The organism is Brevibacterium sp. CSND-B09 (genome assembly GCF_052906525.1).
The window spans coordinates 274,281-300,415 of record NZ_JBREGI010000001.1; the positions used below are offsets into that span (position 1 = coordinate 274,281).

The following is a 26,135-nucleotide window of genomic DNA, read 5'->3' on the forward strand; positions in this document are numbered from 1 at the left end:
GTCGATCGTAGCAACGCCTGACGCCGCCTCCCAGAGGTTCGGCCGCAGTCTAGGATTCCGGTTTTCCGCAATGGCGGTTGTTGTTCGACCGCACTGACTGTGCGCCCGACCGCGTACCGGCCCTGCCGTCTTGTGCCTAGCGTGGATGAGTATGGATCTCGCACTCGAGCTGCTCACTGCCACCCTCACATCTCCATGGGTGTACCTGCTCATAGCCGTGGCCGCGGCACTGGACTCGCTCATGCCGATTGTGCCGTCGGAGACTCTACTCATCACCGCTGCGACCTTCGCCGCGACGGGGCACCCTCACCCGGCAGGACTCATCCTCGCCGCTGCCGGAGGGGCTCTCCTCGGGGATCTGGCGGCTCACCTCGTCGGCCGATTCGCTGCGACCGGGGTCGGCCGATGGCGACGGTGGGCTCGCATCGCGAACCTGCTCGACTCCGCCCACACGGTCTTCTCTCGCCGAGGCGGGACCGTGCTCATCGCCGGCCGATTCGTTCCCGGGGGCCGCAGCCTGGCCACCATCGGCTCCGGTCTGCTCGGGTTCCCGATCCGCACTTTCCTCCTCTGGGACGGGATCGGCAGTCTCGCTTGGGCGCTCTATTCGACGGCGATCGGACTCATCGGGGGAATGATCTTCGAGGACCGGCCGCTGCTCGGAGTCGCCGTGGGCATCGGCATCGCCCTGGCCATCACCGGCAGCGCCGAACTCATCCGCCGACTACGCCGGCGCCGCAGAGGACACACTCGGCACCGATTCACCGAATTCCAAGACCGAGATGTCACGATGGCAGGGATGTCTCAAACATATGTGTGGTACGTCAGCTACGGATCGAATATGGCTCGCGATCGGCTCGCCTGCTATCTGCAGGGCGGGCGACCGCCCGGGGCGATGGTCACCTATCCAGGTGCCAGGGACGCAACACTGCCCCGCGCAGAAGCCGGGATCGAACTGCCCGGAACGATCTATTTCGCCGGCGAGTCCAAGGTGTGGGGCGGCGGCATGGCCTTCTACGATCATTTCCTCCCCGGACCGACCCCCGCCAAGGCCTACCTCATCACTGCCGAACAGTTCGCCGATGTGGCGGCACAGGAGATGCACCGACCGCCCGAACCGGACAGTCCGCTGGAACGCCTCGTCTTCGATCTGGCAGCCGGCAGCTCCCACTCTCTGGGTCCGGGCGGGTACGAGACGCTGCTCGTCCTCGATGATGTCGACGGTGTCCCGATGGTCACGTTCACCGCCGCGCATCGTTCGTCAGACGTCGAACACGCTCAGCCGCAGGAGCCGTATCTGGCGATGCTGCGCACCGGCATTGCCGAAGTCAGAGCCGCTTCTGGGCTTCCCCTGCCCGCAGCTGCACAAGTGTGAGGTCGAGCAGCGGAGTCGCCACTCCCAGATCCTCCGCCTTGATCGACAGGTCGCCGAGGATGTGCTCCGTTTCGCTCGGCAGCCCTGCCGTCACATCCCGGTAGAGGGATGAGGTGAAGGCGGAACCGTCCTCGGTGAGCATCTTGATAGTCATGGCGTGGGAGGCTTCCGACACCGGGTGTCCTGCCGCAGCCGCCACGGCTTCGAGTTCATCGATGATGGCATACACGTGCGATCTGCCGCCGGCTTCCATGATCGCTCCGACCGGGGCGCGGAACAGGCAGGTGACGACTCCTGCCGCGGCGATGAAGATCCATTTCTCCCACAGCCCGTCGATGATTCCATCGACGGTCTGGAGTTTGAATCCGGGCACATCGAGCGCCTCGGAGATGCGTGTGGGCACTTCGGCGCCGTGGAGATCTCCGATGGTCATCACGGCCAGGTCGGTGAGCTGGACGACGGCTCCGTCCCTGATGGTGCCGACGATCTTGACGAACCCTCCGAGCACCTGTCCGGGGTATCTGCTCTGCAGCTTCTCGATCTGAGCCATGCCGTTGAGGAACGGAATGATCGTCGTCTGCTCGCCCACAGCCGGTCCGATATCGGCGATGACCGAGTCGAGTCCACCCGCTTTGACCGCGACGATGACGAGGTCGAAGGTTCGTGATGCGGCTGTGAGTTCCTCAGCGGTGATGACATCGACCTGATTCGTCCGATCATCACCGGGTGCAGTGAAGCGCAGTCCCTCCGCGCGGACCGTCTCCGCCCGTGCCTGCCGGAGCAGGAAAGTGACATCGCGTCCGGCCTCCTGCAGATAGGTGCCGAACGCTCCGCCGGTCGCCCCCGCCCCGGCGATGAGAATCGACAGGTCAGCGCCAGCACCGATTCCGTCGGATGCTCTGTCAGCTGCTTGGGTCATTCCAACTCCTCCTTGAGCTCCCGCGCGGCCGCAGCGGGATCCTCAGCCGAGGCTATCGCACGGACGACGACGGTACGCCTCGCGCCCGCCTGCCGGATCGCGTCCAGCCTCTCCCCGGTCGCGATACCGCCGATCGCGAACCACGGTTTGGCCGCCTCGGCGGCGGTGGCGGTCAGCAGCGCCGTCCCCACAGAGGCGCGGCCTGGCTTCGTCGGGGTCTCCCAGACCGGCCCGACACAGAAATAGTCGGTCTCCGGGTCCGCCTCGGCGGCGAGCGCCTGCTCGAGGGAATGGGTCGAGCGGCCGAGGATGACATCGGGTCCGAGCACAGCCCTGGCCTGAGCACTGGTGAGGTCGCCTTGACCGACGTGGAAGACGTCGGCGTCGGTGAGGAGCGCGACGTCGGCACGGTCATTGACGGAGAAGAGCTTGTCGTGACGAGTGGCAGCATCCTTGAGGACCTCCAAGGCCGCGATCTCGGCGCGAGCCTCGAGGCTCTTGTCCCTCAGTTGGATGATGTCGACACCCCCACGGTAGGCGGCATCGAGGAACTCGGCGAGGTCACCTTGAACGGTCCGGGCATCGGTGCACAGGTAGAGCTTCGCCTCTGCCAGTCGGGCCTCTCTCCAGGCTCTCTTCGTCTGCCGCGCTGCGGTGCGCGGTGGCATCTGTGTGGTCATGGTCATAGAGTAGAGGAGTTCGCGGGAGCCTCCCAACGAGGCTGAGAGGGCGTAAGAGCCGACCGTCAGACCTGATGCGGATCATGCCGCCGGAGGGAGAAGCTGTGAGAGTCATTGTCGTCGGCGCCGGGATCATCGGCCTGTCCACGGCCTGGTATCTGCGCCGACTCGGTGCCGAAGTCACCATCATCGATCCTGCGCCCGCCCAGGGTGCGAGCCATGCTGCCGCAGGGATGCTCGCCCCCGCCGCCGAGGTGGTCTGGGGGCAGACTCCCCTGTATCCGCTGATGCGGGCCTCCGCGCGGATGTATCCTCAGTTCTCCGCCGAGGTGACGATCGCTGCCGGCAGCGATCTCGGTTTCTCGGATGCCGGAACATTGGTGTGCGCCGGTGACCGAGCGGACCTGCAGGCTCTGCGGGAGCTGCGCGATGCACAATCGCGATCCGGTTTCGCCACCGACCTCATCACGGGCAGTGCTGCCCGCCGGATTGAGCCGTCGTTGTCGCCTGCCGTGGCCGGGGCCGTGCACATTCCAGGCGATCACTCGATCGACCCCCGTCGGATCACTGCCGCACTGCTGACTGTCCTGTCCGCTGACTCAGCGCGCTTCGTTCGGCAGCGGGCGGTAAAACTGATCAAGGACGGCGATACGACTGTGGGAGTCGCTCTGGGCGACGGCCGTCGACTGGAGGCCGATCAGGTGATCATCTGCGCCGGCAGCGCTGTGTCCGCGATCGTCGGTGCCCCGCAGCTGCCTCTGCGTGAGGTCTGGGGTGATGTTCTGCGACTGCGCGCCTCCGCGAAGGCGACTCCGCTGCTGAGCCGCACCATCCGCGGGCTGGTCAATGGTCGCCCCGTCTACCTGGTTCCTCGCCCGGACGGCGAGATCGTGCTCGGTGCCAGTTCGCGTGAGGACGGACTCTCCGGCACCCCGGCCGGGGCGATTCACCGGCTGCTCGCCGACGGGCAGCGACTGGTCCCGGGCATCCTCGACGCGGAGATCACCGATATCACCACCCGTGCCCGGCCCGGTTCTCCGGACGACCTGCCGATGATCGGCCGCATCGATCCCGGCTGCATCGTGAGCACCGGGTATTTCCGCCACGGCATCCTCTTGGCCCCGTTCGGCGGCAGGCTCGGTGCCGAGCTCGCCCTGGGCGTCGCCTCCGACTGGCCTCCTGACGGGACGCTCGAGTCCGTGTCCCCACACCGCTTCACCACAGACCACACCAGTGCCTACCCGATGAGGAGCATCTCATGACCGACCACGACCACTCGCCGACCATCGTCCTCAACGGCGCTCGCCATGAGCTGCCGGGTGCCACCTCGGCGCTCGACCTCATCGCCGACGTCACCGGACGGGAGCTGAACCCCGATGGGACACCAGCCGACGGTGGCCGCCTGGGCATCGCCCTGGCCGTCGACGGTGAAGTCATCCGTCGCGGTGCCTGGTCCGATTGCACCCTGGCCGACGGGCACACCGTCGACATCGTCACCGCTGTGCAGGGAGGTTGAGATGACCTGGACGATCGATGATGTGGAGATGTCGTCTCGCCTCGTGATGGGCACGGGAGGGGCGAGTTCCCTGAGCATTCTCGAAGACGCACTCGTGGCTTCGGGAACCGAGCTGACCACTGTGGCGATGCGCCGTTTCGACGCCGAGTCCCGCGACTCAGTGTTCACCATGCTCCAGCGTCTGGGTATTCGGGTGCTGCCGAACACCGCCGGCTGCTATACGGCCCGAGACGCCGTGCTCACCGCCCGACTGGCCCGAGAGGCGCTGGAGACGAATTGGGTGAAGCTCGAGGTCATCGCCGATGAGGACACCCTGCTGCCGGATCCCATCGAGCTCTTCGCCGCAGCCGAGGAGCTCGTCCTCGATGGGTTCACGGTCTTCGCCTACACGAACGACGATCCGGCCCTGGCGAAGCGTCTGGAGGACGCTGGTGTAGCTGTGGTGATGCCGGCCGGTGCTCCGATCGGCAGTGGGCTGGGCATCCTCAACCCTCACAACATCGAGACCATCGTCTCCCGTGCACAGGTGCCCGTCATCCTCGACGCCGGTGTCGGCACCGCCTCCGATGCCGCTCTGGCGATGGAGCTCGGGTGCACCGCGGTGCTGCTGGCCTCGGCGGTCACCCGCGCCCACGATGCTCACGCCATGGCCCGGGCGATGGCTTTGGCCGTCGAGGCCGGGCATCTGGCGGCCGGAGCCGGGAGGATTCCCAAACGACCGTTGGCATTGGCATCATCGCCGTTCGATGGAATGGTCGCAGCACGATGACCACCGTTGCCGCCACTCCTCCGTCGCTGCCTCCTCTCGTCGACCCCGTGGAGTCTCTGTCCCGGACGGAGCTGGAACGCTACTCCCGGCACCTGAGCCTGCCGGGATTCGGACTCGAGGGACAACGGCGTCTGCGGGCCGCCTCGGTGCTGGTCATCGGCGCCGGCGGGCTCGGGGCTCCAGTCCTCAACTATCTCGCGGCCGCAGGAGTCGGGTCGATCACGATCATCGACGATGACGTGGTGGAGGCCTCGAACCTGCAGCGCCAGATCATCCACCGGAATGCGGATGTGGGCCGACCGAAGGTCTCCTCTGCCGCCGATGCCGTGCACCGGCTCGATCCGAACGTCGAGGTTCGCACGATCGCGGAACGGCTGAGCCCGGAGAATGTGCTCGGTCTCTTCGCTGAACACGATGTCGTCGTTGACGGGGCGGACAACTTCGCCACTCGGTACTTATCCAATGATGCCGCCGAACTCACCGGCACCCCGTTGGTGTGGGGCACGATCTTCCGCTTCGCCGGTCAGGTGAGCACGTTCGTTCCCGGTCACGGGCCGATGCTGCGCGATCTGTTCCCGGATATCCCGGAACCCGATTCGGTGCCCAACTGCGCCGAGGGCGGAGTCCTCGGTGTGCTGTGCGGAACCGTGGGCTCGGCGATGGCAACCGAGGCGATCAAGCTCATCTGCGGCATCGGTGCCCCATTCATCGGTCGGCTGCTGCGCTATGAGGCGCTGACCGGGGAGTACTCGACCCTGCGGTTCTCCCTCGATCCCGACCGTCCCCCGGTCACCGACCTCACCGAGGTGGCTGCCGCCTGTGCTGTGGACCTCGACGGCGGCGGCGTGGCAGAGCCTGCGGCGGATGAGATCGACGTCGCCGAATTCCTGTCCGTCGAAGACGATGTGTTCGTCGTCGATGTGCGGGAGGACTGGGAACGTGAGCTGGCGGCCATCCCCGGCTCGATGCATCTGCCGCTCGGCGCCCTCCGAGACGGCGGGTGGCAGGCGCTTGAGTCGTTGCTCGGTGCCTCCGGCCGGGCTGAGGCACCGGTCGATATCGTCTTCCACTGCAAGTCCGGGGCCCGATCGGCCGAGGCCGCCCAGATTCTGTCCCGATCGGTCCCGACCGGAGTACGTCTGCGCTCGCTTGCCGGGGGCATCGAGGCGTGGGAGGCCGCCGCTCGGGCCTCGGCAGACCAGAGGGACCAGCGACCGGCAGATTCGAGGACCTGGGTACCGGTTCGCTCAGGAGCCGGGCCGGTCGGCCAGTCGTGATCGCAGTCCCCGTTCGCCGGCTCTCATCACTGCCCCATGCATGAGTCCGGACAGCGGTCGCATCGCTCTGATGATCGTTCTGCTCGTCGTCACACACCACAGAGAATCGATTGTCGTCACCCCCTCGGAGGTCGTCAGAGTCCATCGGCCTTCGCCGCGCAGATCACCACTCGCCCGGAACCGGATGTGATGGGGTGCGTCGACCTCCTCGACTTCGATGGAGAACCGCAGAGACCACCCGACCGGTGCGTGGACCAGAAGGCGGGCTCGGCTGCCTGGGGTCACCGGCAGATCGGCGGCATCAACGTCAGCCTGTGCGGCCCCGACCCTTTCGGCTGCTGTCAGTCCCGGCCACCACCCAGGCCACTCGTCGACCTGTTCCAGAACCGCCCACACCGATTCGATTCCGGCGTAGGTGATCCAGCGGTCGTTGAAATGGAAGGGTGCGGACTCTCCGGGCTGTGGGGTCACATGATCGTGGCTCATGGTACGACGGTAGTGTGAAAGATGTGAGTGAGGACAACTTCGTCAGCAATCGACGGCCATCCCCTCTGGGCGGTCGCAAACCGACCAAGGACGATCTCGCGGCTTTCGCCACGGACGATCCGGATGCGATCGACGATATTCTGCCGAGCGATTCCACCGGGCTGAAGATGCTCATCGTCGGCATCAACCCGGGGCTGTGGACGGCAGCGGTGAATGCGCCGTTCGCACGTCCCGGCAACCGTTTCTGGCCATCTCTGCATCAGGCGGGTCTCACCGATCACCAAGTCGATGCCTCGTGTGGGCTGGAGTCTGCGGATGAACTGCAGCTGCTCAGTCGTGGAATCGGTCTGACCAACCTCGTGGGGCGAGCCACTGTCCGCGCCGACGAACTCTCCCGGCAGGAGCTGCGTGAAGGTGCGGCTCACCTCATCGAGCGTCTTGCCGATATCCGACCCCGGGCGGTCGCGATCGCCGGGATCACAGCGTTCCGCACCGGCTTTCAGGTGCCGAAAGCTCGGCTCGGTCGACAGGATACGACGCTGATCGACGGGTGGCCGGCTGATGTGGCGCTGCATGTGGTTCCGCAGCCGAGCGGCCTCAACGCCCACTATCAGATCCCAGACCTCGCGCGGATCTGGCGAGAGGTCTGGGACAGCATCGACGGCTAGGACCGTTGGACAGATCCGGTCAAGCTACTCGGCCCCGGTGAAGTGCTGCCGACAGCGAGCGACATAGGTATCCAAGCCACCGATGTGGCTGGCGTCGATCTCAGTCGCGGCCAGAGTCGCCTCGGGTGGCTGAACTGTCCGTGCTGCGTCTGGTCCGTTCGGGCTCTCTGCCTGCTCCAAGCGTTGGTGGAACACAGCGTCCTTCCCACAGACTGTGCACACTGCGGTGAGTCGGAGGACGTCTTCGGCCACGGCCATGAAGCTGGGCAGCGGTTCGAACGGCTGCCCGTCGAAGGTCACGCACAGTCCTTCGACGATGACGTCGAGTCCACGGCTGAGGAGGTCCTCGACGGCGGGGACGAGCTCCGGGCCGAAGAACTGCGCCTCATCGATGGCGATGAGGTCATAGTCCTTCTGTAGGGCCGCCCCTGCAAGGGACGCGACGTCTCCGAGCGGCACTGCGGGGATATTCACCCCGGTGTGCGAGGTGATCGTGGAGATGTCCGATCGGGTGTCGAGCGAGTGGGACACGACGAGGACATCGATTCCGGCAATCGTAGCCCGCCGGACCCTGCGCATAAGCTCTTCGGATTTTCCGGAGAACATAGGTCCGGCGATGACCGTGAGACGACCGGTGTCAGTCATCGACGCTGACTCTCTTGGAGTCGGTGTCAACGGTGACTTCCACGTCTCCGCTGCCCTTCTCGAAATCGAACTGGTACTCCTGCTTGCCGTCGTCGAATTCGAGTTTCCAGCTCACGAGCTTTCCGTCGGCTTTCTTCTGGGCAAGTTTGAGAGCGTCGTCGAAGGCCATCGGATCGTTGAGGTCGATGGCCTTCTCTTTGTCATCGGTCGAGTCCTGCTCGTGTTCGGCGATCTTCCCGGTCTCCGCGTCGATCTCGACGTCATGGTCGGTGTTTCCGTCGAGGATGGACACCTCGTACTGCCAGGCCTCGTCTTTGTCGTCCCAGTCGAGCTCGATGCCATGAACGATTCCGTTCCCGACTTCCTCCTCGGCAGTCTTGATCGCGTCTTCGGCACTGATGGCCGGCGATTCTTTGCTCAGGTCGGCACCGGCGCTCAGGCCTTTCCCGGACGATTCCTCCGCCGGCCTGGTTTCATCGCCGTCATCGTTTTGGCCATCGTCGCTCTGATCCTCGCCTCCGGCAGGGCTGGCCTCGGCCGATTCGCTTGCCGCGGACGAGTCCTGCGCCTCATCGCCTCCGTTTCCGGAGTCACTTCCGCCACACCCGGCCAGGCCGAGAGTGAGTGCTGCAAGTCCGGCCACTGTACTCATTGCCATGCGATTCGTCTTCATGGCTGCCACGCTAGCAAGCGAACACCTTTCACAAGTCGTTTCTGAGAACAATCTCATCTGAAGGGGTTCGAGACTGCTGGTCAGTCAAGGCAGAATTCGTTGCCTTCGGGATCGGCCATGACGATGAAGCCGTGTTCCAACGGCGGGTCCGGATCGACTCGGCGCAACCGAGTGCCTCCGAGTCCCGTGAGTCGGGTGCATTCTGCTTCGAGTGCATCCATCCGCTCATCGCCGTCGAGTCCCGGAGCGGCACGGACGTCGAGGTGCACGCGGTTCTTCACCGTTTTGGGCTCGGGCACCGTTTGGAAGAAGACCCGAGGACCGACCTGTTCAGGGTCTTCGATGGCGGCACGCATGTTCTCGGGACCGAGTTCGATGCCGAGTCCGGCGATGAATTCCTTCCAAGCGACGAGGGGGTCGTCGTCAGCACCGAGTCGCACCCCCGGAGGTCCTGGAATGATGTAGCCGAGTGCTTCGGCCCAGAAGCGGGCGAGCCTTTCGGGGTCGTGGCAGTCGACGGTCACCTGGATTGTTCGGCTCATGGTCGGTGGCTCCCTATTGTCCGGTTCTGCCGTCGATGCATTCACGCAGCAGGTCAGCGTGACCACAGTGGCGGGCATATTCTTCGATGCGGTGGACTAAGAATTCCCGAACCGCGATGTCTTCTCGGCCCACGTGTGTGCCGAGGTCGTCGTGTCTGCTGACTTCGGCGTCGGTGGCGGCCTGCTCCTGTTCCAGTCGGGCGAAGGCATCGGTGAGGACGGTTTCCTCGGGGTGAGACGGAACATCACTGAGGTCGAATGCGTCATCCAAGCTCCCATAGATCGGGGGTTCGGGTTCGCCGTCGGTGATCCAATTCCTCCAGTCTCGCTCCACTTCGGTCATGTGACGGACCAACCCGAACAGCGACATCGTCGACGGTGGGACGGAGAGCTTCATCATCTGCTCAAGCGTGAGTCCCTGGCATTTCAGATCCAGGGTCAGCCGGTAGTCGCGCAGGTAGCTCAGCAGTGTGGCGAGTTCTCCGTCGGGACTGTGTCTGTCGGAGCTGCGGGGGTCGTCGTCGGGATCGACCCACAAATCGGGGTAGACGGTGGCAATGCTCCAGCGCTGTGGTGAGGTGGACATGATGGTCATTCTGCTCCGGTGGACGGCTGAGCACCAGGGTCGAAGGCGCTTTGCCAGGGTTCAGACAGCCAAGCTGTCATCTAGTTCGAACAGGCTCGGCATCTCCTCTCGGATCATGATCCCGAAGGCGAGCGCACCTCCGAAGAGTCCCTCGATCGTGTCGACGGTCTGCAGCACCCGGTCCCGGGAGAACTCGGGCATGAGCTCTCCGTATTTGAGGTAGCCCTTGAGTGATCCGGTCGCGGCGGCCCTCACACCGAGTCGCCCGGTGATGAGCCAGATGATGCATTCGGTTTCGAACCGCGCCTGGACTCCCTCAGCCTTCGGCTCGACCGACGCCGCACCGAGGTCGCGCCCTGGCCTGCGGTGGTCGGAGAGGCTGAGCGCGAGTTCGCTGAGGAGATGGATGAGCATGACGGAGGGGCTGCGTGTGTGCGGAAGGTAGTCCGGCAGCAGGTTCTTCCGGTGCAGCGTATTGATGACTGCGTGCAGTCCATCCCAGGTGGGTGGGCTCGCCGCGGGCAGAGACCTGAGACCGTCGGTCGTGCGATCGGGCCTCTGCTTCGCACCGCGGGCCGCTTCGACGGCGGAGAGCTGCGGGGACCGACGAACAGCGGCGAGCAACTCATCCCATGACATCGGCAAGTGACGGTCGAGCAACTCGGCAACGTGGGAATCGAATGGTTTCGACTTCTGATCCATGTTCTCACGGTAGGCGCAGCCCCTGACACGAGATTCGGCGCCGGTCGGAGTCCGTGCCCGGGCGGCGGCGGTAGGCTCGCTGTGAAACAGATTCAGCGGGAAAGGAGAGAGTGTTGACCGAGCACAATCCGGATCTTCATCTGCGGATCGGGCGGGAGGAACTCGTCGTCCGGCAGCGCTACCAGGTGATCAGCATCGCCAATGATGTGCTCATCGGCCTGTGGTTCCTCATCGGCAGCTTCATGTTCTTCTCCGAATCACTGACCTATTCGGGAACCTGGCTGTTCGTCATCGGCAGTGTCGAGATGCTCATTCGCCCGGTCATCCGCCTCATCAGGCATCTGCACCTGCAGAGGCTGCGCAGCCCCGCAGCCGCCGGAGACGATTCCTTCGACTACTGACCGCTGTCATCCGCTCTCAAATATCCGCCCGCCATTCCATCATGACCGGGCTCGCCCGTCGATAAGCCGCAGTCTGCGGTGCGCGAACTCGTTCGCCCAGCGCTGGTCGTGTGTTGTTGCCAGGACAGCGCCTCCACTGTTGAGGAACGACTCGATAATCGCGTTCAGTCGGGTCATTGCCGCGAGGTCGCGCCCGATCGTCGGTTCGTCAAGCAGCAGCACCGTGGTCTCGGTCATCAGAGCCGAGGCGATGACGATGTCTTTGCGCCTGGCCACATCGAGGTCGAAGGGATGGTCGTCGGCGACCTCGGTCAGGTCCGCCTCGGCGAGGACGCTGTCTGCGGCTGCCAGGCGATGGTCGCGCACTCGCTTTCGGTCTCGCCGTCGATGCGGCGGCAGCGGAGCGGCGTGAAGCAGTTCGCGTGCCACTGTGGCTGCGGAGAGCTGCAGTCCTGCATCCTGTCCCACCCATCCGAGGTGAGCACTGCGCGCGTGGGCGGGCAGGGTGTCCAATCGGATCATCTCGCCGAGGCGGCTGACTGTGATCGTGCCCGTCACGGACGCCGACCGGTCGAGCAGGCCGAGGAGGGCCCGCAGAAGCGTGGACTTGCCGGCCCCGTTGGCACCGGTGACTGAGGTGAGTTCGCCGGGCCGCAGATCGAGGTCGAGGCCGTCGAGGATTCGGCTGCTCCCCCGATCCACGGTGAGGTCGCGAACGGTGAGCAGCGGATCTGCCTGTGACCTCAGCATCGTCGAGAGAGTCGCATCATCGTTCGGGCGGCTGTCCCAGATTCCGACGGATCGAACCGTGGGAGTCGCCGTCTGCAGCCGACCGGCGTCAAGGAAGCGGACCTCTTCGCAGATCCGGGTCAGTTCGTCAGTCTGATGACCGGTGATGAGCACAGCCCCTCCCCGATCACAGAATTCCTGCAGCACTGTCACCAGGCGCACACGCATCTGCGGATCCAAGGACTGTGCTGGTTGGTCGAGAACGAGCAGGTCGGGCCCGGGTGCGAGGATCCGTGCCACCGCGACCAGTTGCCTCTGCCCTCCGGAGAGCGTGTCCAGCCGTCGGTTCCATAGGTCTCCGATGCCGAGGAGCTCGAGCAGGTTCCGGGCTCGGCGGTGGGCATCGGCCGGATCATGCCCGTACAGTCGACACGCCAGCTGGGACTCGTCACCGACGTGGCTGGTCATTCCGCTCAGTTGCGCTTCCGGGTCATCGCCGAGCAGCGCCACGGTTCCGTTCCGGTCGATGGTGCCGGTCAGGGCTCCCCGAGAGACGAGCTGTCCGGCGAACAGGCGGCAGAGAGTCGACGTTCCCGATCCGAGCGGTCCGAGCACTGCGGTCATGGTGCCGCTGACAACGTCGAAAGTGATTCCGCTCAGCGCGGCAGTGTCCTCTCCACGATAGGTGAACCACGCGTCCGTGATCGAAACGGTCATCTCAGGCACCGCCGATCAGCTGCGCGGCGCCCGGCAGCGGGAGGGATCCCGTCACCGAGGCGACGATGAGTCCGATGCTCACGAGCGGAGTCAGGATCCGCAGGAGGCTCTGCCCTGTCCCGTCCGTGTGGTCCTGGAGCGCAGTCGCGGTCGCGTTCGAATTGAGTCCGCTGGATTCGAGCACGTCGTGACGTTGGTCGACGGTCAGCAGGATCGCGGTGACGAGTCCTGTGACGATTCCCGGCAGCAGTCGGATGCGCACCCGCCAGGAGTCGGTGGCCCAGCCGCGGGCCTGTCTGGCTTCGATGATGTGTCGGGTGCGTGCGCCGATCATTGGGATGAGACCGATGGCAGAGGCGCACATATAGGCGACTGCCGAGGGCAGACGAAGTCGACGCAGACCGTCGAAGAGGCGAGCGGAGTCGGCACCCAGACCGAACATCGCGCACAGCCCGATCAGGGCGCTCACCCGCAGCCAGATCTGAACGGCGATGCTCAGTCCTTCGACGCTGAGGCGAGCGGGTCCGACCTGCCAGAGCACATGCACATCGGTTCCGGGGTAGAACAGCCCCTGCACGACGATCAGCACAACCAGAGTCGGCAGGCACAGGAGACCTACTGTCATCGCCCATGCCCGCAGTCGCACGGCGGGTGAGACTGTCGCGGTCACGACCGTGCCGGTCAGGATGATGACAGGCACGATCGGAGAGGGGATTCCGAAGACGAGCAGCAGGCTGCAGGCAAGGATGATCAATTCCGTGGCAGGGTGCAGACGACGCTTCGGGCGGTGAGCCTCAGCCGCGTCAACGGCGGCGTGCGTGTCGGAAGAGGCGTGACTCATTCCGCCGGCTGTGCCGATTCGGCCTGTTTGGTCAGATCGGGGCCGTCGGACTTCTTCGCCCGGGGGCGACTATGAGCGGCGAACTCGTAGCGACCGACGATGCGTTTGGGCAGCGACTGGATGACGACATAGGCGAGGGCGAAGATGAGCGCCTTGTCGACGATGTCGGAGACCATGCTCTGAGCGAAGGTGGCATTGAACATCTCGAGGCCCGTCGCTTGGAGGATCGCGACGACTCCCCCGGTGCCGGCCCCCAGCCCGCCGCCGAAGACATAAGCGGCGACGGGTGCTCCGATGGCGCCGGCGGGAACACCGGCGACGGCGCCGACGATGATCGCGGTCCAGGGTGTGCGGAAGACTCCGAGCCTTGCTGCCCAGCCGGCGGCGGCGCCGATGAAGGCGGCCCCGGAGCTGAAGGCGATGACGCTGGGGCTCAGGGTCACGCCCCAGATGAGGTTCGAGATGATTCCCGTGAAGGCACCTGCTGCGGGGCCTGCCAGGACGCCGATGAGCACGGTTCCGATGGAGTCGAGGTAGAGGGGCACGGGCGTGTAGTTGCCGATGATCTGCCCGATGACGACGTTGAGGGCGATGGCGACCGGGATGAGCGCGAGAACGCTGCGGGGAATGAGCGGGAGAGTGCCTGCGGCGAGCAGAACTCCTCCGCCGAGATAGCCGAGCATGACCCACAGAGTGGTGTATCCGAGGTCAACGCCGAGGTTGGCAGGTTGGGTGAGGAGTACGGCGACGTAGGTGCCGATGACGATGAGGGTGCCGAGCAGTGTGAGGATGAGGGGAAGAGTGCGGTTGCGGTTTTGTCCGGGACCGACCGTGGTGGTCGGCCCCTGCCCAGACTGTCTGGAGTGTGCGGTCATGCGGGTGGTCCTTTCATCAGGGTGGCGCTCAGGTGGTCGAGGAAGGCAGGAGCGTCGATGGCGCGGATGATCTCTGCGTTCACGGGGCGGCCCCACCGCCCCAGCCAGTCGGCGACGGTTTCGCCTCGTGTGAGTGTACCCGTGAGTTCGACATCGACAGGTGCCCACAGCGTCGACGCCCATGGCAGGTCCCCCGCACTTCCCCTCACGGGCACCGGGGCGGACGGCTCCCGGGAGTCGGAGTCCGATCCCTCGAGCTCTGTTCCGGTCGACGTTGTGGTGTCTTGCCGAGCCCAGGACAGAGCGCAGGCGAGGACGAACGGGTCGTGGATGTGGGCGAGGTAGCCGAGCCCGTCGGTTTCGTGGAATTCGAAGTAGAACCGAAGCGCCTCGGCCAGTTGTGCGAGTACTGATTGCCAGCGGTCATCGGCACCACCGGCAGAGGATCCGTCGAGGATGGTGGCGAGACGCTCGGGTGTCATCTCAACGGCTTCGGTCGCTTCGATCGGGGCGATGACCGGAAGGTGGGCCAGCCTCTCCTCCTGTCTGGTGCGGTCGAAAGCGGCAAGCACCTGGGCGGTGGACTCAGGGTCGAAGGTGACATTCCATTCCGTCGTCGGGTGGGTGTTGCCCCGGTAGTTGAACGCTCCTCCCATGATGAAGAGACGTTTGAACAGACTCGGCAGATCCGGGTCGATTTCGAGGGCCAGGGCAAGATTCGTGGCTGGACCGATGACGACACCGAGGAGCTGTCCGGGATGGGCGTGGGCAGCATCGACCCAGGCCTGAGCCGCCGTCACCGAACTCACCGGCGTGCTCGGGGTCGGCAGCCGCGCATATCCCCGCCCGGTCTCGCCATGGGTGAGGTCGGCATATTCCAGGTCTTCGCCCATTGCCGTCTCCGCTGCCTGCGGATCCATCTGCAGTGCCTGCCGTGCCAGCGGAAGACTGTGGCCGGCGTGGACGGGAATGTCGCTGCGTCCGGCCAACGACAGCCATCCGCGGGTATTCTCGACGACTTGTGCGGCGGCGACGTTGCCTCCGGATGCGGCGATGCCGACAACGTCGACGTCGTCTTGGCAACACAGGTAGGCCAGTGCAATAGCATCGTCGATTCCGGGGTCGCAGTCGAGGAAGAGCGGCAGAGTGGCAGGCATGGTTCTATTCTGCCGGACCCGGCTGTGTCACCACCGTCGGATGCGGGCCCAGTTTCCGCAGGCTTGGGTGGATCCCCGTCTCACCAGTCGGCAGCAGAGGTAGAGCTTCGTCGAGAGAGGTTCGTCAATTCCGAACCTTTCTCTCATATCGATGGCTTCCTCACTGCCGAAGGGAGTGCCGATGACTTCACCGAACGGCATGCTGGTGATCCACGGTTTGGCCGCGAAGGTGAAGGCGTTGAGGAACATTTCACAGTCACAGCAGCAGGCACCCATGCTGCTCAGCCGCGCGAGCAGAGCCGTGGCGCGTGGAGCCGTACGGTCGCGGAAGCCTTCCGCGAACCGGTGGGTGCCGTTGCAGCCGAATTCGCCGAGTTGTCGGAACACGTAGCAGGCCAGGCATTCGCCGGGGCGCGGAGCGAAGACTCGGGCGGTCTCCTCGTCGATGATCGTTCTGACGTCGTTGTCAATGGTGTTCTTGTCCATGGCCACACAGTCCCAGACGGCACTGACATGACATGAGGCGAATTAATATCGTTCATCGATTTCCGTCCTATTTATGCAAGTCGCAACTGGAGAAGACTTTTCACCTTAGAATCGGACCCATGAGCATTCTCGTCATCGGTGAGGCCCTCATCGACATCGTCAGCACGCCCGGGAGTCCAGACCGATATGCACCGGGTGGAGCTCCAGCCAATGTCGCTCTCGGGCTGGGCCGCCTCGGCGTCGAGGTCGAGTTCCTCACCGATGTCGGTGATGATTTCCACGGCGGGTTCCTTCTCGCTCATCTTCAGGAGTCTCATGTCACTGTGCTCGCTTCACCACGTGGCGCCACGTCGACGGCGCTGGCTCGCCTCGCCGATGACGGCTCCGCCGAGTACGAGTTCCACCTGCGGTGGGACCCTGACTCTTCCCTGCTCACGGACGCACCTCGCTCCGTTGTGCATTTCGGCTCGATTGCGGCATTCCTTTCGCCTGGCTCCGCAGTCACCGATGATGTTCTCGCCTCTGCGACCGGGGCTTTCGGTACGCATCCTCGTCCGCTCATCTCCTTCGATCCGAATATCCGACCGTCGATCATCGGCTCCCGCGAAGATGCGCTGCCGCGTTTCGAGGAGTTGGCTCGTCGAGTCGACGTTCTCAAACTCAGCGACGTCGATGCGAACTGGCTCTATCCCGATCTCGACGAGTCCGCACAGGTCGACCGTCTTCTCAGCCTCGGGGCGAATCTGGTCGCCATGACTCGCGGTGGTGAGGGTGCGATCGTGGCGACCGCCTCGGCGCGGGCATCGGTGACCTCAAGGAAGGTGGAAGTCAAAGACACGATCGGGGCCGGGGATACATTCATGGTCTCACTCATCCACGACCTGCATGCTCAGGAGAACGCTGTGTCCGATCTCAGCACGGCAGAACTCACAGCCCTGGGAGATCGCGCATCGGCGCTTGCGGCGATCACGGTCAGCCGTGAGGGTGCGGATCTGCCGTGGGCCGTGGATCTCACGAACTGAGGAAGTCGCCGAGCTGTCGCAGGCAGATGTCATGGCCGTTGCGGTGTCCGTCGATCATTCCCCGACCGACGAAGGACACGACCTGGTCGACGAGCTCGACCCGGGTGCCTGTCGGGATAGCGGTCAGGGTCCAGGTGATGATGGCCGTCGATAGTATCTCATCGTCTTTGGTGAGAGTCTCCGTTGTGACGATGTGACGTCCCGGCGCAAATGAGCAGTACTGCCCGGTGGAGACGAACTCGAGTTCTCCCGGTGACCCACAGCGGGCCCGGATCGCTCCGCCCGGACGGAATTCGTCGATGTCGCAGACCATCTCCTCCCCCTCGGGAACTCCCCACTGCACGCGCTGATCCGAATCGGCGAAGGCGTTCCAGACCTTTGAGACCGGATGCTCGAAATCAGCGCCGAGGCTGATCGTCGCGGTCACTGGCGCGCCCTGGTCGGATGCTGCCTCACTCACCGAAGAACACCACCTGGTTTCCGTCCGGGTCGGTGACCGGCAGGATGCGCTGTCCGCCGCCTGGGGACGGTTCGTCATGGTCGATTCCGGCCGCTCGCAGATGCTCGGCCATCGTGTCGAGGTCGTCCACGTCGAGAACCACGTTGGAGCGTCCGGCTCGCTGCGGGTCCTCCCAGATCTGGATTCCGAACCTCTCGTCGAAGAGCCATTGGGCCAGCCCCGCCATCGGCTTGTCATCCGGCTGTCTTTCGAAGAGTCGGGAATACCATTCGGTCGCTTCCTTCTCGCTGGTGACAACGATATTGGCCATGAGTCCGGTGATCATGATCGCTCCTTCGGGATCAGTCTTGAGATTGAGTGATTGCATTCTGCAATCACTTATTCCATGGAAGCACACATCGGCCCCGGGAACAAGAGCGACGCTCAGCTCAGCCCCCGAACGGGGCCAACGCAAACCGGCCCCATGCGAGGAACGCAAATACCAGCAGGTATGCGGTGTCCCCCGCCATCAGGCCCCATTCGCTGCGTCGAAATCGGGTTGTCGCCGCCCCAGCCATCACCAGCATGAGTCCACACGCCGCGATCGGCGAGAGAACCGGAAGGACCCCCACCAGCGGCGGCACGATCAGTCCGATCACGCCGAGGAGCTTGATTGTTCCGATGGCTTTGATATGCCCCGGACTGAAATCGTCCACCCAGTGCTGACTGTGAGCCAGCGCCCGATACTTCTCCTTGGACAGGATCACCTGCGAGGCTCCGCCGATGCCGAAAGCCACTGCCATTGCGGCGGCGACGACCCATAGTACGATGTCCATCATTGCAATTCTCCTTTGCCGAAAGAGCCCGGTCGGACTCTCACTCTGATGACGCATCGCCGCCAGGAAAGGTAACAGCCATCGCGCAGTCATCTTCGACCTCAGAGTTCGAAGCTCATCGCCCTCGCCTCACTGCGTTGGCCACGAGAGTGCTCGGCTCGCACTCGGACGCCGAGGATGCCGTTCAGGAGACGTGGCTCCGCTGGGAGCGGAACGGCCCGGAGTCCATCGACAATCTCGGCGGGTGGCTGACCCGGGTCATCGGACGCATCTGCCTCGATGCGCTCCGCCGACGCACCACTCGGGGAGAATCGTCGCTTGACGCCTGGCTCAGCGAAGCAATCGTCGACGAGGATGACCCGACGCCTGAGCAGAATGCAACTTTGTCGGATTCGCTCGGACCGGCCATGCTCATCGTGCTCGACTCGCTGCGCCCGGAGGAGCGAGTCGCGTTCGTCCTCCACGACATGTTCTCAGTGCCCTTTGCCGAAATCGCGGCCGTCATCGGATCCTCGGAAGCCGCCGCGAAGATGGCCGCCAGTCGGGCCCGGCGCAAGGTCAAGGACACACCACCACCGTCCGGAGAACTTTCACAGCGCCGTGCTGTCGTCGACGCATTCCTCACTGCCGCACGGCTTGGAGACTTCGACGCTCTGCTGCACTTTCTCGACCCGGGACTGACGTGGCACCGCAGCAACGCCCGCGGCCACATGGTCCGGATGGGTGCGAACGAGGTGCTCGCAGCGATTCGGCGCGGCGATCCGGACAGGATCGAAGTTCGAAAGGTCAACGTCAACGGCGAGCCGGGTCTGCTCGTTCTGACCGCAAGCGGTCACCGTTTGGGACTCATGGCATGCACCGTGGCAGACAGCAGATTGGTCGGCATCGTCTCGATCACCTCAAGGAAGCTGCTGGAGCGACTGAGACTGCCCGGGCAGTAGGCCCACCCGAATCAGCTTCCCGAGATCTCGGCCTCGTAGGCGGCCTGCAGTCGCTCCGAGGAACGCGGTTCGTCAGGATTCGGGCGCGGCACCCCGAGGTGGGTCTCCCGAAGCTCATCCACGAGACCTGCGACGAGTCGGGAGTCATCGGCCATGATTCTGGCTCGGATCGTCAGCTCCGGCGAGGTCTCCCGGTGGGTCATTCCCCACGTTCCGAGGGCGACCATGACCGGCAGAGTCTGGATTCCAGCCTCGGTGAGGGTGTACTGGGCTCGCTGCCCGCGTGCGGCTTCCGCTTTTGTCAGCAGACCTTCGTCGATGAGCTTCCTCAGACGACTGGCGAGCATGTTCGAGGCTATGCCCTCATCATTGTGGGTGAGCAGCTCGCGGAAGTGCCGACGATTGCCGAAGATGATGTCCCGCAGGACGATGAGCGACCAGTTGTCGCCGAGGACCTCGACGGCGGCATTGATCGCACATCCTGAACGCGGCTGTGCAGGCATCGCCCCACCTCCAGTGATTGCATTCTGAAACTACTTAATCTTACACTGGGTCCACTTCCCCGGAACCCACGCCATCCGTCGGACTGAAGACATCAGCCGAACCATCACATTGGAGTGCACATGGCCAAAGCGTGTGTCAACAACCTCTTCGTCTCCCTCGACGGATTCGCTGCCGGCGAGTTCGTCACCTTCGATCAGCCGATCGGCGAAGCCCAAGCACTGTTCTCCTACTTCGACGGCCGCGGCATCGAGGGCGTGGACAAGGTCGACGCCCCGGTGACCGCAGACCGCGCTCTGTTCGCCATGTGGGGGCAGGGCATCGGAGCCGAGATCATGGGCCGGAAGAAGTTCGGTCCCCAGACGGGGCCGTGGCCCGACGACGGCTGGCGTGGCTGGTGGGGTGAGGAGCCGCCGTTCAAGACCCCGTGCTTCGTTCTCACTCATCATCCACGGGAGCCGATGGAGTTCGACAACGGCACGAGTTTCCACTTCATCGACGCGTCTCCCGCGGAGGCACTCGCCGAGGCGACCTCTGCCGCTGACGGCGGCAATGTCCGCATCGGCGGCGGTCCTTCGATGGTCAGACAGTTCCTTGCGGACGGCCTCGTCGACTTCATGCACCTCGTCATCGTCCCGGTCACCCTCGGCCGCGGGGTCTGGCTCTGGGAAGGACTCGAGGGGTTGGAGAAGGACTTCACGATCGAGAGTCTCACCACGGCCAGCGGTCTGACCCATCAATTGTGGAACAGACGAGGCTGAATCTCAGCGGCGACTCGAACCGGACTCGTCGGAACGCCCGATGGCCTGTGGTCTCGGTTCGGAGACCACAGGCCATCGGGTAGGGACGGGACAGCGCCCGCATGGATTGTCAGGTCAGTTGATCGCCTCGGCGATGGGGGTCTGCCCGTCGTAGAAGTTCACAGTCTCACGCACAGCTGCAGATTCGGCGATGACGTGTGTGATGACCTCGGCGACGAGTTCGCGGGAGGTCACCCGCACCTCGTCTGCCGGGCGTTCACCGTCGAGATCGCCGGCCGCATCGGCGATGAGGACCTTGCCGCTGGAGGGCTCGAGGGTCAGACCGCCGGGTCCGAGAATCGTGAAGTCAAGGTCGCTGGCGCGCAGGTGCTCGTCTGCACCGGCCTTGGCCTCGACGTAGGGGTAGAACGAGCTCTCGGGGTCGACGCGATCACGGTCGACGCTCGCACTGGCATAGGAAACCATGACGAAGCGCTTGACGCCCGCCTGCCCGGCGGCGTCGATCGATCGCTTGGCTGCTTCGAGGTCGACGGCCTTGGTCCGGGCCGGGTTGCCGCCGCCGGCGCCTGCGGAGAAGACGACAGCCTGGGCTCCGGAGAACAGATCGGCGAGCGCCTGAGTGTCGGCGGTTTCGATGTCGAGGACGACCGGGTTGGCCTCAGCAGCTTCGACATCTGATGACTGGTCGGGGTTGCGGATCACCGAATCGACGGCGAAGCCTGCGGCCTTGAGCTTGGGCGCGGCCAGAAGTGCGATCTTTCCATGGCCGCCGAGAATGACGACACGAGTTGAATCAGACATATCTACCTCCGTTGTCGGTGAAGCTTGGCATTCGGTACAGCGATGCCACTTGCGCGATTATTCCCAGTCCGCCGGTATTCTGAGGACCATGACCGACGACTTCTCCCCCGCCGACGTCGTGCGCCGGCTCGAGCGTGGACAGCAGGTCGTCATCCCCTCCTCGAAACGCAACGTCTTCACTGCTTTGGCCATCGCGGTCCCGCTCGGCATCGGCCTGCTCGCCTTCTTCGTCTACATTGTCACTGCAGCTCTCGGTGACGGAGGCAGCCCATGGGTCATCGTTGCGAACCTGCGCATGTGGGCAATTGTCGCTGGCATCATCGGATGCCTCGTCGTCGCGCCGATCGGCGTATTCGTGCGGCTGCGCAGGCACGAATCCCTCGTCGTCTCCCCCACCGGCGTCGCGTCGGCCCGGCGCGGTGAGGTTCTGCCCGGGACTCTGCTGCCATGGCACGATATCGAGTCAGTGGTCTTCGAATCGGCGGTGTCTCCGGGCCCGAAGGTGCTCGCTTATATGCTCACCGAAGAGGCAACCCGCCGACTCATCGGACGCGGGCGCAATCCGCGCGTGCTCGTCAGAAGCGGATTCGTCCTCTCACATCGCCGACTCTACCCGGTCCTCAGGGCCGCTCATGCCCGTTTCTCACCACACGTCCATGGACACCGATAGGCCCACACATCCTCGTGCCTTACCGTTGAGTTCATGATCCGACGCCTCCTCGCTCGCGCTTTCTGGTCCTTCAGCAAGTGGAACCTCGTGACCGAGCCCGCTCCGAACCGCCCGACCATCCTCGTCGGCGCTCCGCACACTTCGAACTGGGACTTCGTCGTCATGCTCGCGATCGCGTGGCGCATGCGCGTCGACGTCCATTGGCTGGGTAAACATTCCCTGTTCACCGGCTGGCGGGGGCCGATCATGCGGGGACTCGGTGGGATTCCCGTCGATCGGTCGGATCCGAGCAAGATCGTCACCGAGGTGGTCGACCGCATGCGAGACGGTGAGGTCTTCGCGCTCGTCATCACCCCTGATGGCACCCGCGGCGGACACACTCATTGGAAATCCGGGTTCCATCGCATCGCGATGGCAACGGGAATGCCCGTAACGTTGGGCTACCTCGATACGACTACGCACACCACCGGGCTGGGCCCGACCCTGGAGATGACCGGCGACATCGCCGCAGACATGGATCGGATCCGCGAATTCTACGCCGACAAGCGTGGAATCCGCCCGCACCTGCAGATCACGCCGAGGCTGCGCGAAGAAGACTCCGCCGGTGACGATCGCGAAGGCGAAGCGGAGCCGAACTGAGATGGACGGTGATCTGCGCGTCCCCGCCGGGCCGGGTATCCCCGCCGGGCTGGTCATCCCCGCGTCCGACCTGTCCGAACAGTTCTCCCGGTCATCCGGCCCGGGCGGCCAGCACGTCAATACCTCCGATTCACGGGTGCAACTGAGCCTCGACCTGGCCTCAGCGAGGTTCCTCACCGAGGTTCAACGCGAGCGAGTGCTCAGTCGGTTGGCACCACGACTGTCGGGCACCGTGGTGACCGTGACTTCGGAGAAGCAGCGGTCACAGCTGAAGAACCGTCAGGACGCACGCATGCGTCTGGCGCAGCTGCTGCGTGAGGCGTTGGCTCCGCCGGTGCAGAGGCGAGCGACGAAGCCGTCACGCAATTCCCGTCGTCGCCGAGTCCTGACCGAACAGCGGCGGTCGGAGATCAAACGCAACCGTCGCAGGCCCCGTCTCGATTGAGCCCCGGTGGTGACAGTGGTTGACGTGAAGAGCAGAATGGGCGACATGAACAGCATCGACATTCTCACCGACCTGTCCCAGCGTCCCCTTCAGGCAGCACAAGCTCTGCCCGACCTCTCCCCCGAACAGCTCAACAGCCGTCTGGGCGGTCATCCGAATTCCGTCGCCTGGCTGCTGTGGCACAGCGGCCGTGAGATCGACGTGCAGCTCTCAGCCCTCACGGGCAAGCCCGAGCAGTGGGAGGACTTCCGGAACCGGTTCGATCTCGGCGAGATCGGCGAGACCTTCGGCTACGGACACAGTCCCGAACAGGCGGCAGAGATCAAGGTCGACGATCAACAGCTGCTCGTCGACTACCTCGCCGCTACTCTGAACGCGTTCACCGACTATGCAAAGACGCTTTCCGAGGATGACTTCGACGAAGTCATCGACAGGAACTGGACTCCCGCAGTCACCCGTGGCGTTCGGATGGTCTCGATCATCGACGATGCGATCCAGCATGTCGCGCAGGCGGCGTTCATCGCAGGTGCGTCTGTTTGATTCGGTTCAGAGTCGACAGAAATCCCTGACTTCGCCGAGGATGCTCATCCCAGCCGCACGGTAAGTGGCGACGGCGACTGTGTTCGATGTCGGCGTGGCCACGGTGACGCTCGAGGCTCCCATCTCCCTCAGCGCCGCGGCCGCGGCCAGTGTCATCTCGACTCCGAATCCGTGACCCCGGTGGTCGCCGTGGACGCCGAGTGGTTCGATGACACCGGGGCGCCTAGGACCGGCCGACCAAACGGTTGTGGCACCGGCTGGAGCGCCGTCGGCGGTAAATCCGACGAGACATTTGGCCTGCTTGTAAGCGTGACCGTCGGCCATGGACCGCCAACGGTCCGCAGTCAATGAGGACCCGGGAAAAGCCGAGGATTCGACCGCGATACGGTCGGCGATACGGTTATCTGCTCTGTCGGGGTCGACCGTTTCGATCCGCTGGGTAACGGATGGGATCGGTTCGCTCAGATCTCGGTGGAGCGTGGTCCACGCTTCATCAGATCCCCATCCCGCCTCGGCGAGGGTATGTTGCAGGGCGGATCCGAATCGAGCTTCGACGATGCCCTTCCCTGCAGGCAGCAGTTCGGTGAGATCTCCGGTGAAATCGGCCAAGATCGCCTCAGCGAGCGCTTGGTCATCGGAGTGATCGGGTGAGATGGCCATTCGGATGAGTTCGGATTCGTCGAGGAATCCGACGGCCGCAGCTTCGTCGCCGACAGTCCACACCCGCAGTGCCGAGGCGAGCGCATCGGCCCCGAAACGCTGATACCAACCGAGGTCTCCGGGATGTACCTGGACGGGCAGTCCTTCGCGTTGCCAGGACGCGACAGTGTCGATGATGTCCGGCAGGTCCGTCGTAGTCGGTGTCAACATGGTCATTCCTCTGTCCTCGCCTCTGCGCGCCAGATGACTTCACCGTCGTCGATCTCGTCGGTCGGTTGCAGTCCGAGACAGACAGCGATTCGGGCGGAAGCGGCGTTGTCAGGATGGATGGCCGCTTGCACCACAGTCACGAGATGATCCGCCAGCCAATCGACCATGGCTCGGGCCGCCTCGGTGCCGAATCCCTGCCCCTGGCTGTCGACGCCGATGACCCAAGCGATGTCGGCTTGATAACCGGTTTCGGCTCTTGTCACTGTGGCCTGAACATATCCGACTGCAGCGGACTCAGCCGTTTCGCGAACGATCCAGTTCAGCCAGCCGGCGTCACCGGTCGGTGAGGCACCTGCGGATTGGAGTGCATAGAGTCGTTCGAGTTCGGACCGGCTCGGGCTCGTCCCACCGATATGGGTGTATAGGTCGGGTGAGGACAGTGTCTCCACCATCTCCGACGCATGGTGGATTGCGAGCGGCTCAAGCTGCAGCCTGTCGGTGACGATGGGTGTCGCCTGTGGCCAATTCACACTGCGGTTTGAGCTTTCTGCCGGGTTCACGGATTCAGCTCTCGTTCGTTTGAACGGGCCTCGTCCGATTGCTGACGCGGGAAGCGAAGTCGACGATCTCCGCCTCGACCTCGAGGCGGGTGGTCGGTTCGTTGTGGACTTCGTGGCGGACTTCGGCGAAGACGCGGGTGCGCACATCGTCGTGTCCGGTCGCGCGGAGGCGGTTCGCGACGTGATAGGCGCCTTCGCCGTAGTTCGCGACAGGATCCTGGTCACCTGCGAGGATGAGCACCGGCAGACCGCTGGGGATCGTCGCGTACCAGGAATCGGCATTGGCACCGTCATAGAGTTCGACGAAGCCCTGCAGGAATCGGGAGCTCATCGGGGCGCCGAAGTTGTTGAAGGGGTCGCGCCCATGATCGGCGACGACAGCCTCGTCGAGGGCGACCCACGCGGTGGGGCCGGCATCCGGACCGAAACGTTCGACGAATCCGTCGAAGAGCTGGCCCACCAATTGATCGGATGCAGGTTCGGCTCGTCGGTTGCCGGTGGCCGCCTCGGCGAGTTCGACACGGTCGATGGTCTGATCGATACCGCGCATCTGCGCAGCGATTCCACACAGAGCCAGCCCCGCGAGGCCAGCCGTCGGATCGGAGGCCATGACCCGTGCAATCATCGATCCCCAACTGTGACCGAACACGATGTACGGCAGATTCGGGAGGATCTCGCGAGCCTTGCGCTGCAGCGTCAGTTCGTCGGCGACGACCACTCGAGCTGCGTCGTCACCTGTATCGACCCAGATTCCCGACTGCATGGCCGTCCGACCGTGACCGGAATGGTCATCGGCGACGACGGCGAATCCGGAGTCGACGAGGGTGGCGATGAGGTGGTGGTAGCGCCGGGAATGCTCGCCGAGTCCGTGGATGATGTGGATGATGGCTCGAGGTTCAGTGGTCGGTGTGTAGAGCCAGCCGAAGACCGTGTCACGATCGTTGTGAGAGGTGAACTCGATTTCGTGCAGGGCCAAGGTGGGACTCCTCTGTCGTCACGTGTGTCTGCACCGCCGTGGTGCAGTTCGCAAAACTTGTGGAATGCAGATCACCCTACCGCACCGATT

Annotated in this window: 35 protein-coding genes and 1 riboswitch; of the genes, 14 read left to right on the top strand and 21 right to left on the bottom strand. The window is 64.3% G+C overall.

The window, feature by feature from the left end:
• The first annotated feature begins 151 nt into the window (after positions 1 to 151).
• Positions 152 to 1,375 (top strand): DedA family protein, encoded by a 1,224-nt coding sequence (locus tag ACU4IU_RS01430; protein ID WP_446655701.1) that lies wholly within the window; start codon positions 152 to 154, stop codon positions 1,373 to 1,375.
• Here ACU4IU_RS01430 and ACU4IU_RS01435 read toward each other — a convergent pair.
• Together ACU4IU_RS01435 and thiE are read right to left on the bottom strand one after the other, a co-directional pair.
• The gene (locus ACU4IU_RS01435) at positions 1,329 to 2,294 is read right to left on the bottom strand and encodes a ketopantoate reductase family protein (protein ID WP_139907532.1); all 966 of its coding nucleotides are present in this window, start codon (positions 2,292 to 2,294) and stop codon (positions 1,329 to 1,331) included. The genes ACU4IU_RS01430 and ACU4IU_RS01435 overlap by 47 nt on opposite strands.
• Positions 2,291 to 2,974 carry a thiamine phosphate synthase gene (gene thiE, locus ACU4IU_RS01440; protein ID WP_446655702.1) on the bottom strand — a complete coding sequence of 228 codons (684 nt, stop codon included), beginning with the start codon at positions 2,972 to 2,974 and terminating at the stop codon, positions 2,291 to 2,293. Before thiE ends, ACU4IU_RS01435 begins: the two co-directional genes overlap by 4 nt.
• 11 nt (positions 2,975 to 2,985) lie before the next feature.
• A riboswitch (TPP riboswitch) is annotated at positions 2,986 to 3,089 on the top strand.
• On the opposite strand from thiE, the gene thiO reads away from it, so the two are divergent.
• From thiO to moeB, 4 genes are all read left to right on the top strand, one after another.
• Entirely contained in the window at positions 3,079 to 4,236 is a 1,158-nt protein-coding gene (gene thiO, locus ACU4IU_RS01445; RefSeq protein WP_446655703.1) for a glycine oxidase ThiO, read from the top strand. It overlaps the preceding riboswitch by 11 nt.
• Complete coding sequence (gene thiS, locus ACU4IU_RS01450) at positions 4,233 to 4,490, top strand: sulfur carrier protein ThiS (RefSeq protein WP_259356676.1); 258 nt, start codon at positions 4,233 to 4,235, stop codon at positions 4,488 to 4,490. Before thiO ends, thiS begins: the two co-directional genes overlap by 4 nt.
• 1 nt (position 4,491) lies before the next feature.
• Positions 4,492 to 5,259, top strand: coding sequence for a thiazole synthase (locus tag ACU4IU_RS01455; RefSeq protein ID WP_139907529.1), 768 nt, complete (start codon positions 4,492 to 4,494; stop codon positions 5,257 to 5,259).
• On the top strand, positions 5,256 to 6,536 hold the full coding sequence (moeB, locus tag ACU4IU_RS01460) for a molybdopterin-synthase adenylyltransferase MoeB (protein ID WP_446655704.1): 1,281 nt from the start codon (positions 5,256 to 5,258) through the stop codon (positions 6,534 to 6,536). The genes ACU4IU_RS01455 and moeB overlap by 4 nt, the downstream gene beginning before the upstream one ends.
• Here the strand turns inward: moeB and ACU4IU_RS01465 are convergent.
• Positions 6,507 to 7,022 (bottom strand): SRPBCC family protein, encoded by a 516-nt coding sequence (locus ACU4IU_RS01465; RefSeq protein ID WP_259356673.1) that lies wholly within the window; start codon positions 7,020 to 7,022, stop codon positions 6,507 to 6,509. The two genes, moeB and ACU4IU_RS01465, sit on opposite strands and share 30 nt — an antisense overlap.
• Before the next feature lie 23 nt (positions 7,023 to 7,045).
• Here ACU4IU_RS01465 and ACU4IU_RS01470 point away from each other — a divergent pair, with 23 nt between their 5' ends.
• A complete protein-coding gene (locus ACU4IU_RS01470) occupies positions 7,046 to 7,690 on the top strand; it encodes a mismatch-specific DNA-glycosylase (protein ID WP_446655705.1) in 645 nt (214 codons plus the stop codon).
• A 24-nt stretch (positions 7,691 to 7,714) separates the two neighbouring features.
• Here ACU4IU_RS01470 and ACU4IU_RS01475 read toward each other — a convergent pair whose 3' ends face one another.
• From ACU4IU_RS01475 to ACU4IU_RS01495, 5 genes are all read right to left on the bottom strand, one after another.
• Positions 7,715 to 8,335 (bottom strand): thymidine kinase, encoded by a 621-nt coding sequence (locus tag ACU4IU_RS01475; RefSeq protein WP_446655706.1) that lies wholly within the window; start codon positions 8,333 to 8,335, stop codon positions 7,715 to 7,717.
• Positions 8,328 to 9,008, bottom strand: a complete 681-nt coding sequence (locus tag ACU4IU_RS01480; protein ID WP_248283828.1) for a PepSY domain-containing protein — start codon at positions 9,006 to 9,008, stop codon at positions 8,328 to 8,330. The genes ACU4IU_RS01475 and ACU4IU_RS01480 overlap by 8 nt, the downstream gene beginning before the upstream one ends.
• 80 nt (positions 9,009 to 9,088) lie before the next feature.
• Positions 9,089 to 9,550, bottom strand: a complete 462-nt coding sequence (locus ACU4IU_RS01485) for a VOC family protein (RefSeq protein ID WP_139466867.1) — start codon at positions 9,548 to 9,550, stop codon at positions 9,089 to 9,091.
• A gap of 13 nt (positions 9,551 to 9,563) precedes the next feature.
• On the bottom strand, positions 9,564 to 10,136 hold the full coding sequence (locus tag ACU4IU_RS01490) for a DinB family protein (protein ID WP_446655707.1): 573 nt from the start codon (positions 10,134 to 10,136) through the stop codon (positions 9,564 to 9,566).
• A gap of 60 nt (positions 10,137 to 10,196) precedes the next feature.
• Entirely contained in the window at positions 10,197 to 10,838 is a 642-nt protein-coding gene (locus ACU4IU_RS01495; RefSeq protein WP_446655708.1) for a hypothetical protein, read from the bottom strand.
• Positions 10,839 to 10,948: 110 nt separating this feature from the next.
• On the opposite strand from ACU4IU_RS01495, the gene ACU4IU_RS01500 reads away from it, so the two are divergent.
• Positions 10,949 to 11,239 carry a YrhK family protein gene (locus ACU4IU_RS01500; RefSeq protein ID WP_173153605.1) on the top strand — a complete coding sequence of 97 codons (291 nt, stop codon included), beginning with the start codon at positions 10,949 to 10,951 and terminating at the stop codon, positions 11,237 to 11,239.
• A 39-nt stretch (positions 11,240 to 11,278) separates the two neighbouring features.
• Here the strand turns inward: ACU4IU_RS01500 and ACU4IU_RS01505 are convergent, their stop codons facing one another.
• Genes ACU4IU_RS01505 through ACU4IU_RS01525 form a run of 5 tightly spaced genes read right to left on the bottom strand, consistent with a single transcriptional unit; the run spans position 11,279 to position 16,044 of the window.
• A complete protein-coding gene (locus tag ACU4IU_RS01505) occupies positions 11,279 to 12,685 on the bottom strand; it encodes an ATP-binding cassette domain-containing protein (protein ID WP_139907527.1) in 1,407 nt (468 codons plus the stop codon).
• Between the two features lies 1 nt (position 12,686).
• Positions 12,687 to 13,526: an energy-coupling factor transporter transmembrane component T family protein gene (locus ACU4IU_RS01510; RefSeq protein ID WP_446655709.1), complete on the bottom strand. Its 840-nt coding sequence runs from the start codon at positions 13,524 to 13,526 to the stop codon at positions 12,687 to 12,689.
• The gene (locus ACU4IU_RS01515; RefSeq protein ID WP_139466861.1) at positions 13,523 to 14,401 is read right to left on the bottom strand and encodes a histidine kinase; all 879 of its coding nucleotides are present in this window, start codon (positions 14,399 to 14,401) and stop codon (positions 13,523 to 13,525) included. Before ACU4IU_RS01515 ends, ACU4IU_RS01510 begins: the two co-directional genes overlap by 4 nt.
• Positions 14,398 to 15,558, bottom strand: coding sequence for a nucleoside hydrolase (locus ACU4IU_RS01520; RefSeq protein WP_446655710.1), 1,161 nt, complete (start codon positions 15,556 to 15,558; stop codon positions 14,398 to 14,400). Before ACU4IU_RS01520 ends, ACU4IU_RS01515 begins: the two co-directional genes overlap by 4 nt.
• Before the next feature lie 27 nt (positions 15,559 to 15,585).
• On the bottom strand, positions 15,586 to 16,044 hold the full coding sequence (locus tag ACU4IU_RS01525) for a DUF2695 domain-containing protein (RefSeq protein ID WP_446655711.1): 459 nt from the start codon (positions 16,042 to 16,044) through the stop codon (positions 15,586 to 15,588).
• 119 nt (positions 16,045 to 16,163) lie between these two features.
• On the opposite strand from ACU4IU_RS01525, the gene ACU4IU_RS01530 reads away from it, so the two are divergent.
• Positions 16,164 to 17,066, top strand: a complete 903-nt coding sequence (locus ACU4IU_RS01530; RefSeq protein WP_446655712.1) for a carbohydrate kinase family protein — start codon at positions 16,164 to 16,166, stop codon at positions 17,064 to 17,066.
• Here ACU4IU_RS01530 and ACU4IU_RS01535 read toward each other — a convergent pair.
• The 3 genes from ACU4IU_RS01535 to ACU4IU_RS01545 all read right to left on the bottom strand — a co-directional run bounded on the left by ACU4IU_RS01535 (position 17,056) and on the right by ACU4IU_RS01545 (position 18,344).
• Positions 17,056 to 17,526, bottom strand: a complete 471-nt coding sequence (locus ACU4IU_RS01535) for an SRPBCC domain-containing protein (RefSeq protein WP_446655713.1) — start codon at positions 17,524 to 17,526, stop codon at positions 17,056 to 17,058. The genes ACU4IU_RS01530 and ACU4IU_RS01535 overlap by 11 nt on opposite strands.
• Positions 17,519 to 17,851, bottom strand: a complete 333-nt coding sequence (locus tag ACU4IU_RS01540; protein ID WP_139466856.1) for a VOC family protein — start codon at positions 17,849 to 17,851, stop codon at positions 17,519 to 17,521. The genes ACU4IU_RS01535 and ACU4IU_RS01540 overlap by 8 nt, the downstream gene beginning before the upstream one ends.
• Positions 17,852 to 17,954: 103 nt before the next feature.
• A complete protein-coding gene (locus ACU4IU_RS01545; RefSeq protein WP_218973594.1) occupies positions 17,955 to 18,344 on the bottom strand; it encodes a DoxX family protein in 390 nt (129 codons plus the stop codon).
• Between the two features lie 77 nt (positions 18,345 to 18,421).
• On the opposite strand from ACU4IU_RS01545, the gene ACU4IU_RS01550 reads away from it, so the two are divergent.
• The gene (locus ACU4IU_RS01550; RefSeq protein WP_446657568.1) at positions 18,422 to 19,282 is read left to right on the top strand and encodes a sigma-70 family RNA polymerase sigma factor; all 861 of its coding nucleotides are present in this window, start codon (positions 18,422 to 18,424) and stop codon (positions 19,280 to 19,282) included.
• 11 nt (positions 19,283 to 19,293) lie between these two features.
• Here the strand turns inward: ACU4IU_RS01550 and ACU4IU_RS01555 are convergent, their stop codons facing one another.
• Positions 19,294 to 19,785: a winged helix-turn-helix transcriptional regulator gene (locus tag ACU4IU_RS01555; RefSeq protein WP_446655714.1), complete on the bottom strand. Its 492-nt coding sequence runs from the start codon at positions 19,783 to 19,785 to the stop codon at positions 19,294 to 19,296.
• A 120-nt stretch (positions 19,786 to 19,905) separates the two neighbouring features.
• On the opposite strand from ACU4IU_RS01555, the gene ACU4IU_RS01560 reads away from it, so the two are divergent.
• Entirely contained in the window at positions 19,906 to 20,544 is a 639-nt protein-coding gene (locus ACU4IU_RS01560) for a dihydrofolate reductase family protein (RefSeq protein ID WP_139466854.1), read from the top strand.
• A gap of 114 nt (positions 20,545 to 20,658) precedes the next feature.
• Here ACU4IU_RS01560 and ACU4IU_RS01565 read toward each other — a convergent pair whose 3' ends face one another.
• The gene (locus tag ACU4IU_RS01565; RefSeq protein WP_139466853.1) at positions 20,659 to 21,345 is read right to left on the bottom strand and encodes an SDR family oxidoreductase; all 687 of its coding nucleotides are present in this window, start codon (positions 21,343 to 21,345) and stop codon (positions 20,659 to 20,661) included.
• Positions 21,346 to 21,433: 88 nt separating this feature from the next.
• Here ACU4IU_RS01565 and ACU4IU_RS01570 point away from each other — a divergent pair, with 88 nt between their 5' ends.
• From ACU4IU_RS01570 to ACU4IU_RS01585, 4 genes are read left to right on the top strand one after another with little or no spacing between them, the layout of a single operon-like run.
• Entirely contained in the window at positions 21,434 to 22,015 is a 582-nt protein-coding gene (locus ACU4IU_RS01570; protein ID WP_139466852.1) for a hypothetical protein, read from the top strand.
• A 33-nt stretch (positions 22,016 to 22,048) separates the two neighbouring features.
• Positions 22,049 to 22,654 carry a 1-acyl-sn-glycerol-3-phosphate acyltransferase gene (locus ACU4IU_RS01575; RefSeq protein WP_446655715.1) on the top strand — a complete coding sequence of 202 codons (606 nt, stop codon included), beginning with the start codon at positions 22,049 to 22,051 and terminating at the stop codon, positions 22,652 to 22,654.
• Position 22,655: 1 nt separating this feature from the next.
• Complete coding sequence (arfB, locus tag ACU4IU_RS01580; RefSeq protein ID WP_446657569.1) at positions 22,656 to 23,099, top strand: alternative ribosome rescue aminoacyl-tRNA hydrolase ArfB; 444 nt, start codon at positions 22,656 to 22,658, stop codon at positions 23,097 to 23,099.
• A gap of 45 nt (positions 23,100 to 23,144) precedes the next feature.
• Positions 23,145 to 23,639 carry a mycothiol transferase gene (locus tag ACU4IU_RS01585; RefSeq protein WP_135538239.1) on the top strand — a complete coding sequence of 165 codons (495 nt, stop codon included), beginning with the start codon at positions 23,145 to 23,147 and terminating at the stop codon, positions 23,637 to 23,639.
• Between the two features lie 6 nt (positions 23,640 to 23,645).
• Here the strand turns inward: ACU4IU_RS01585 and ACU4IU_RS01590 are convergent, their stop codons facing one another.
• The 3 genes from ACU4IU_RS01590 to ACU4IU_RS01600 are packed head-to-tail and all read right to left on the bottom strand — an operon-like array spanning position 23,646 to position 26,045.
• Positions 23,646 to 24,509, bottom strand: a complete 864-nt coding sequence (locus ACU4IU_RS01590) for a GNAT family N-acetyltransferase (protein ID WP_446655716.1) — start codon at positions 24,507 to 24,509, stop codon at positions 23,646 to 23,648.
• Between the two features lie 2 nt (positions 24,510 to 24,511).
• Positions 24,512 to 25,069, bottom strand: a complete 558-nt coding sequence (locus tag ACU4IU_RS01595; protein WP_446655717.1) for a GNAT family N-acetyltransferase — start codon at positions 25,067 to 25,069, stop codon at positions 24,512 to 24,514.
• 4 nt (positions 25,070 to 25,073) lie between these two features.
• Positions 25,074 to 26,045, bottom strand: a complete 972-nt coding sequence (locus ACU4IU_RS01600; RefSeq protein WP_446655718.1) for an alpha/beta fold hydrolase — start codon at positions 26,043 to 26,045, stop codon at positions 25,074 to 25,076.
• Positions 26,046 to 26,135: the final 90 nt, after the last annotated feature.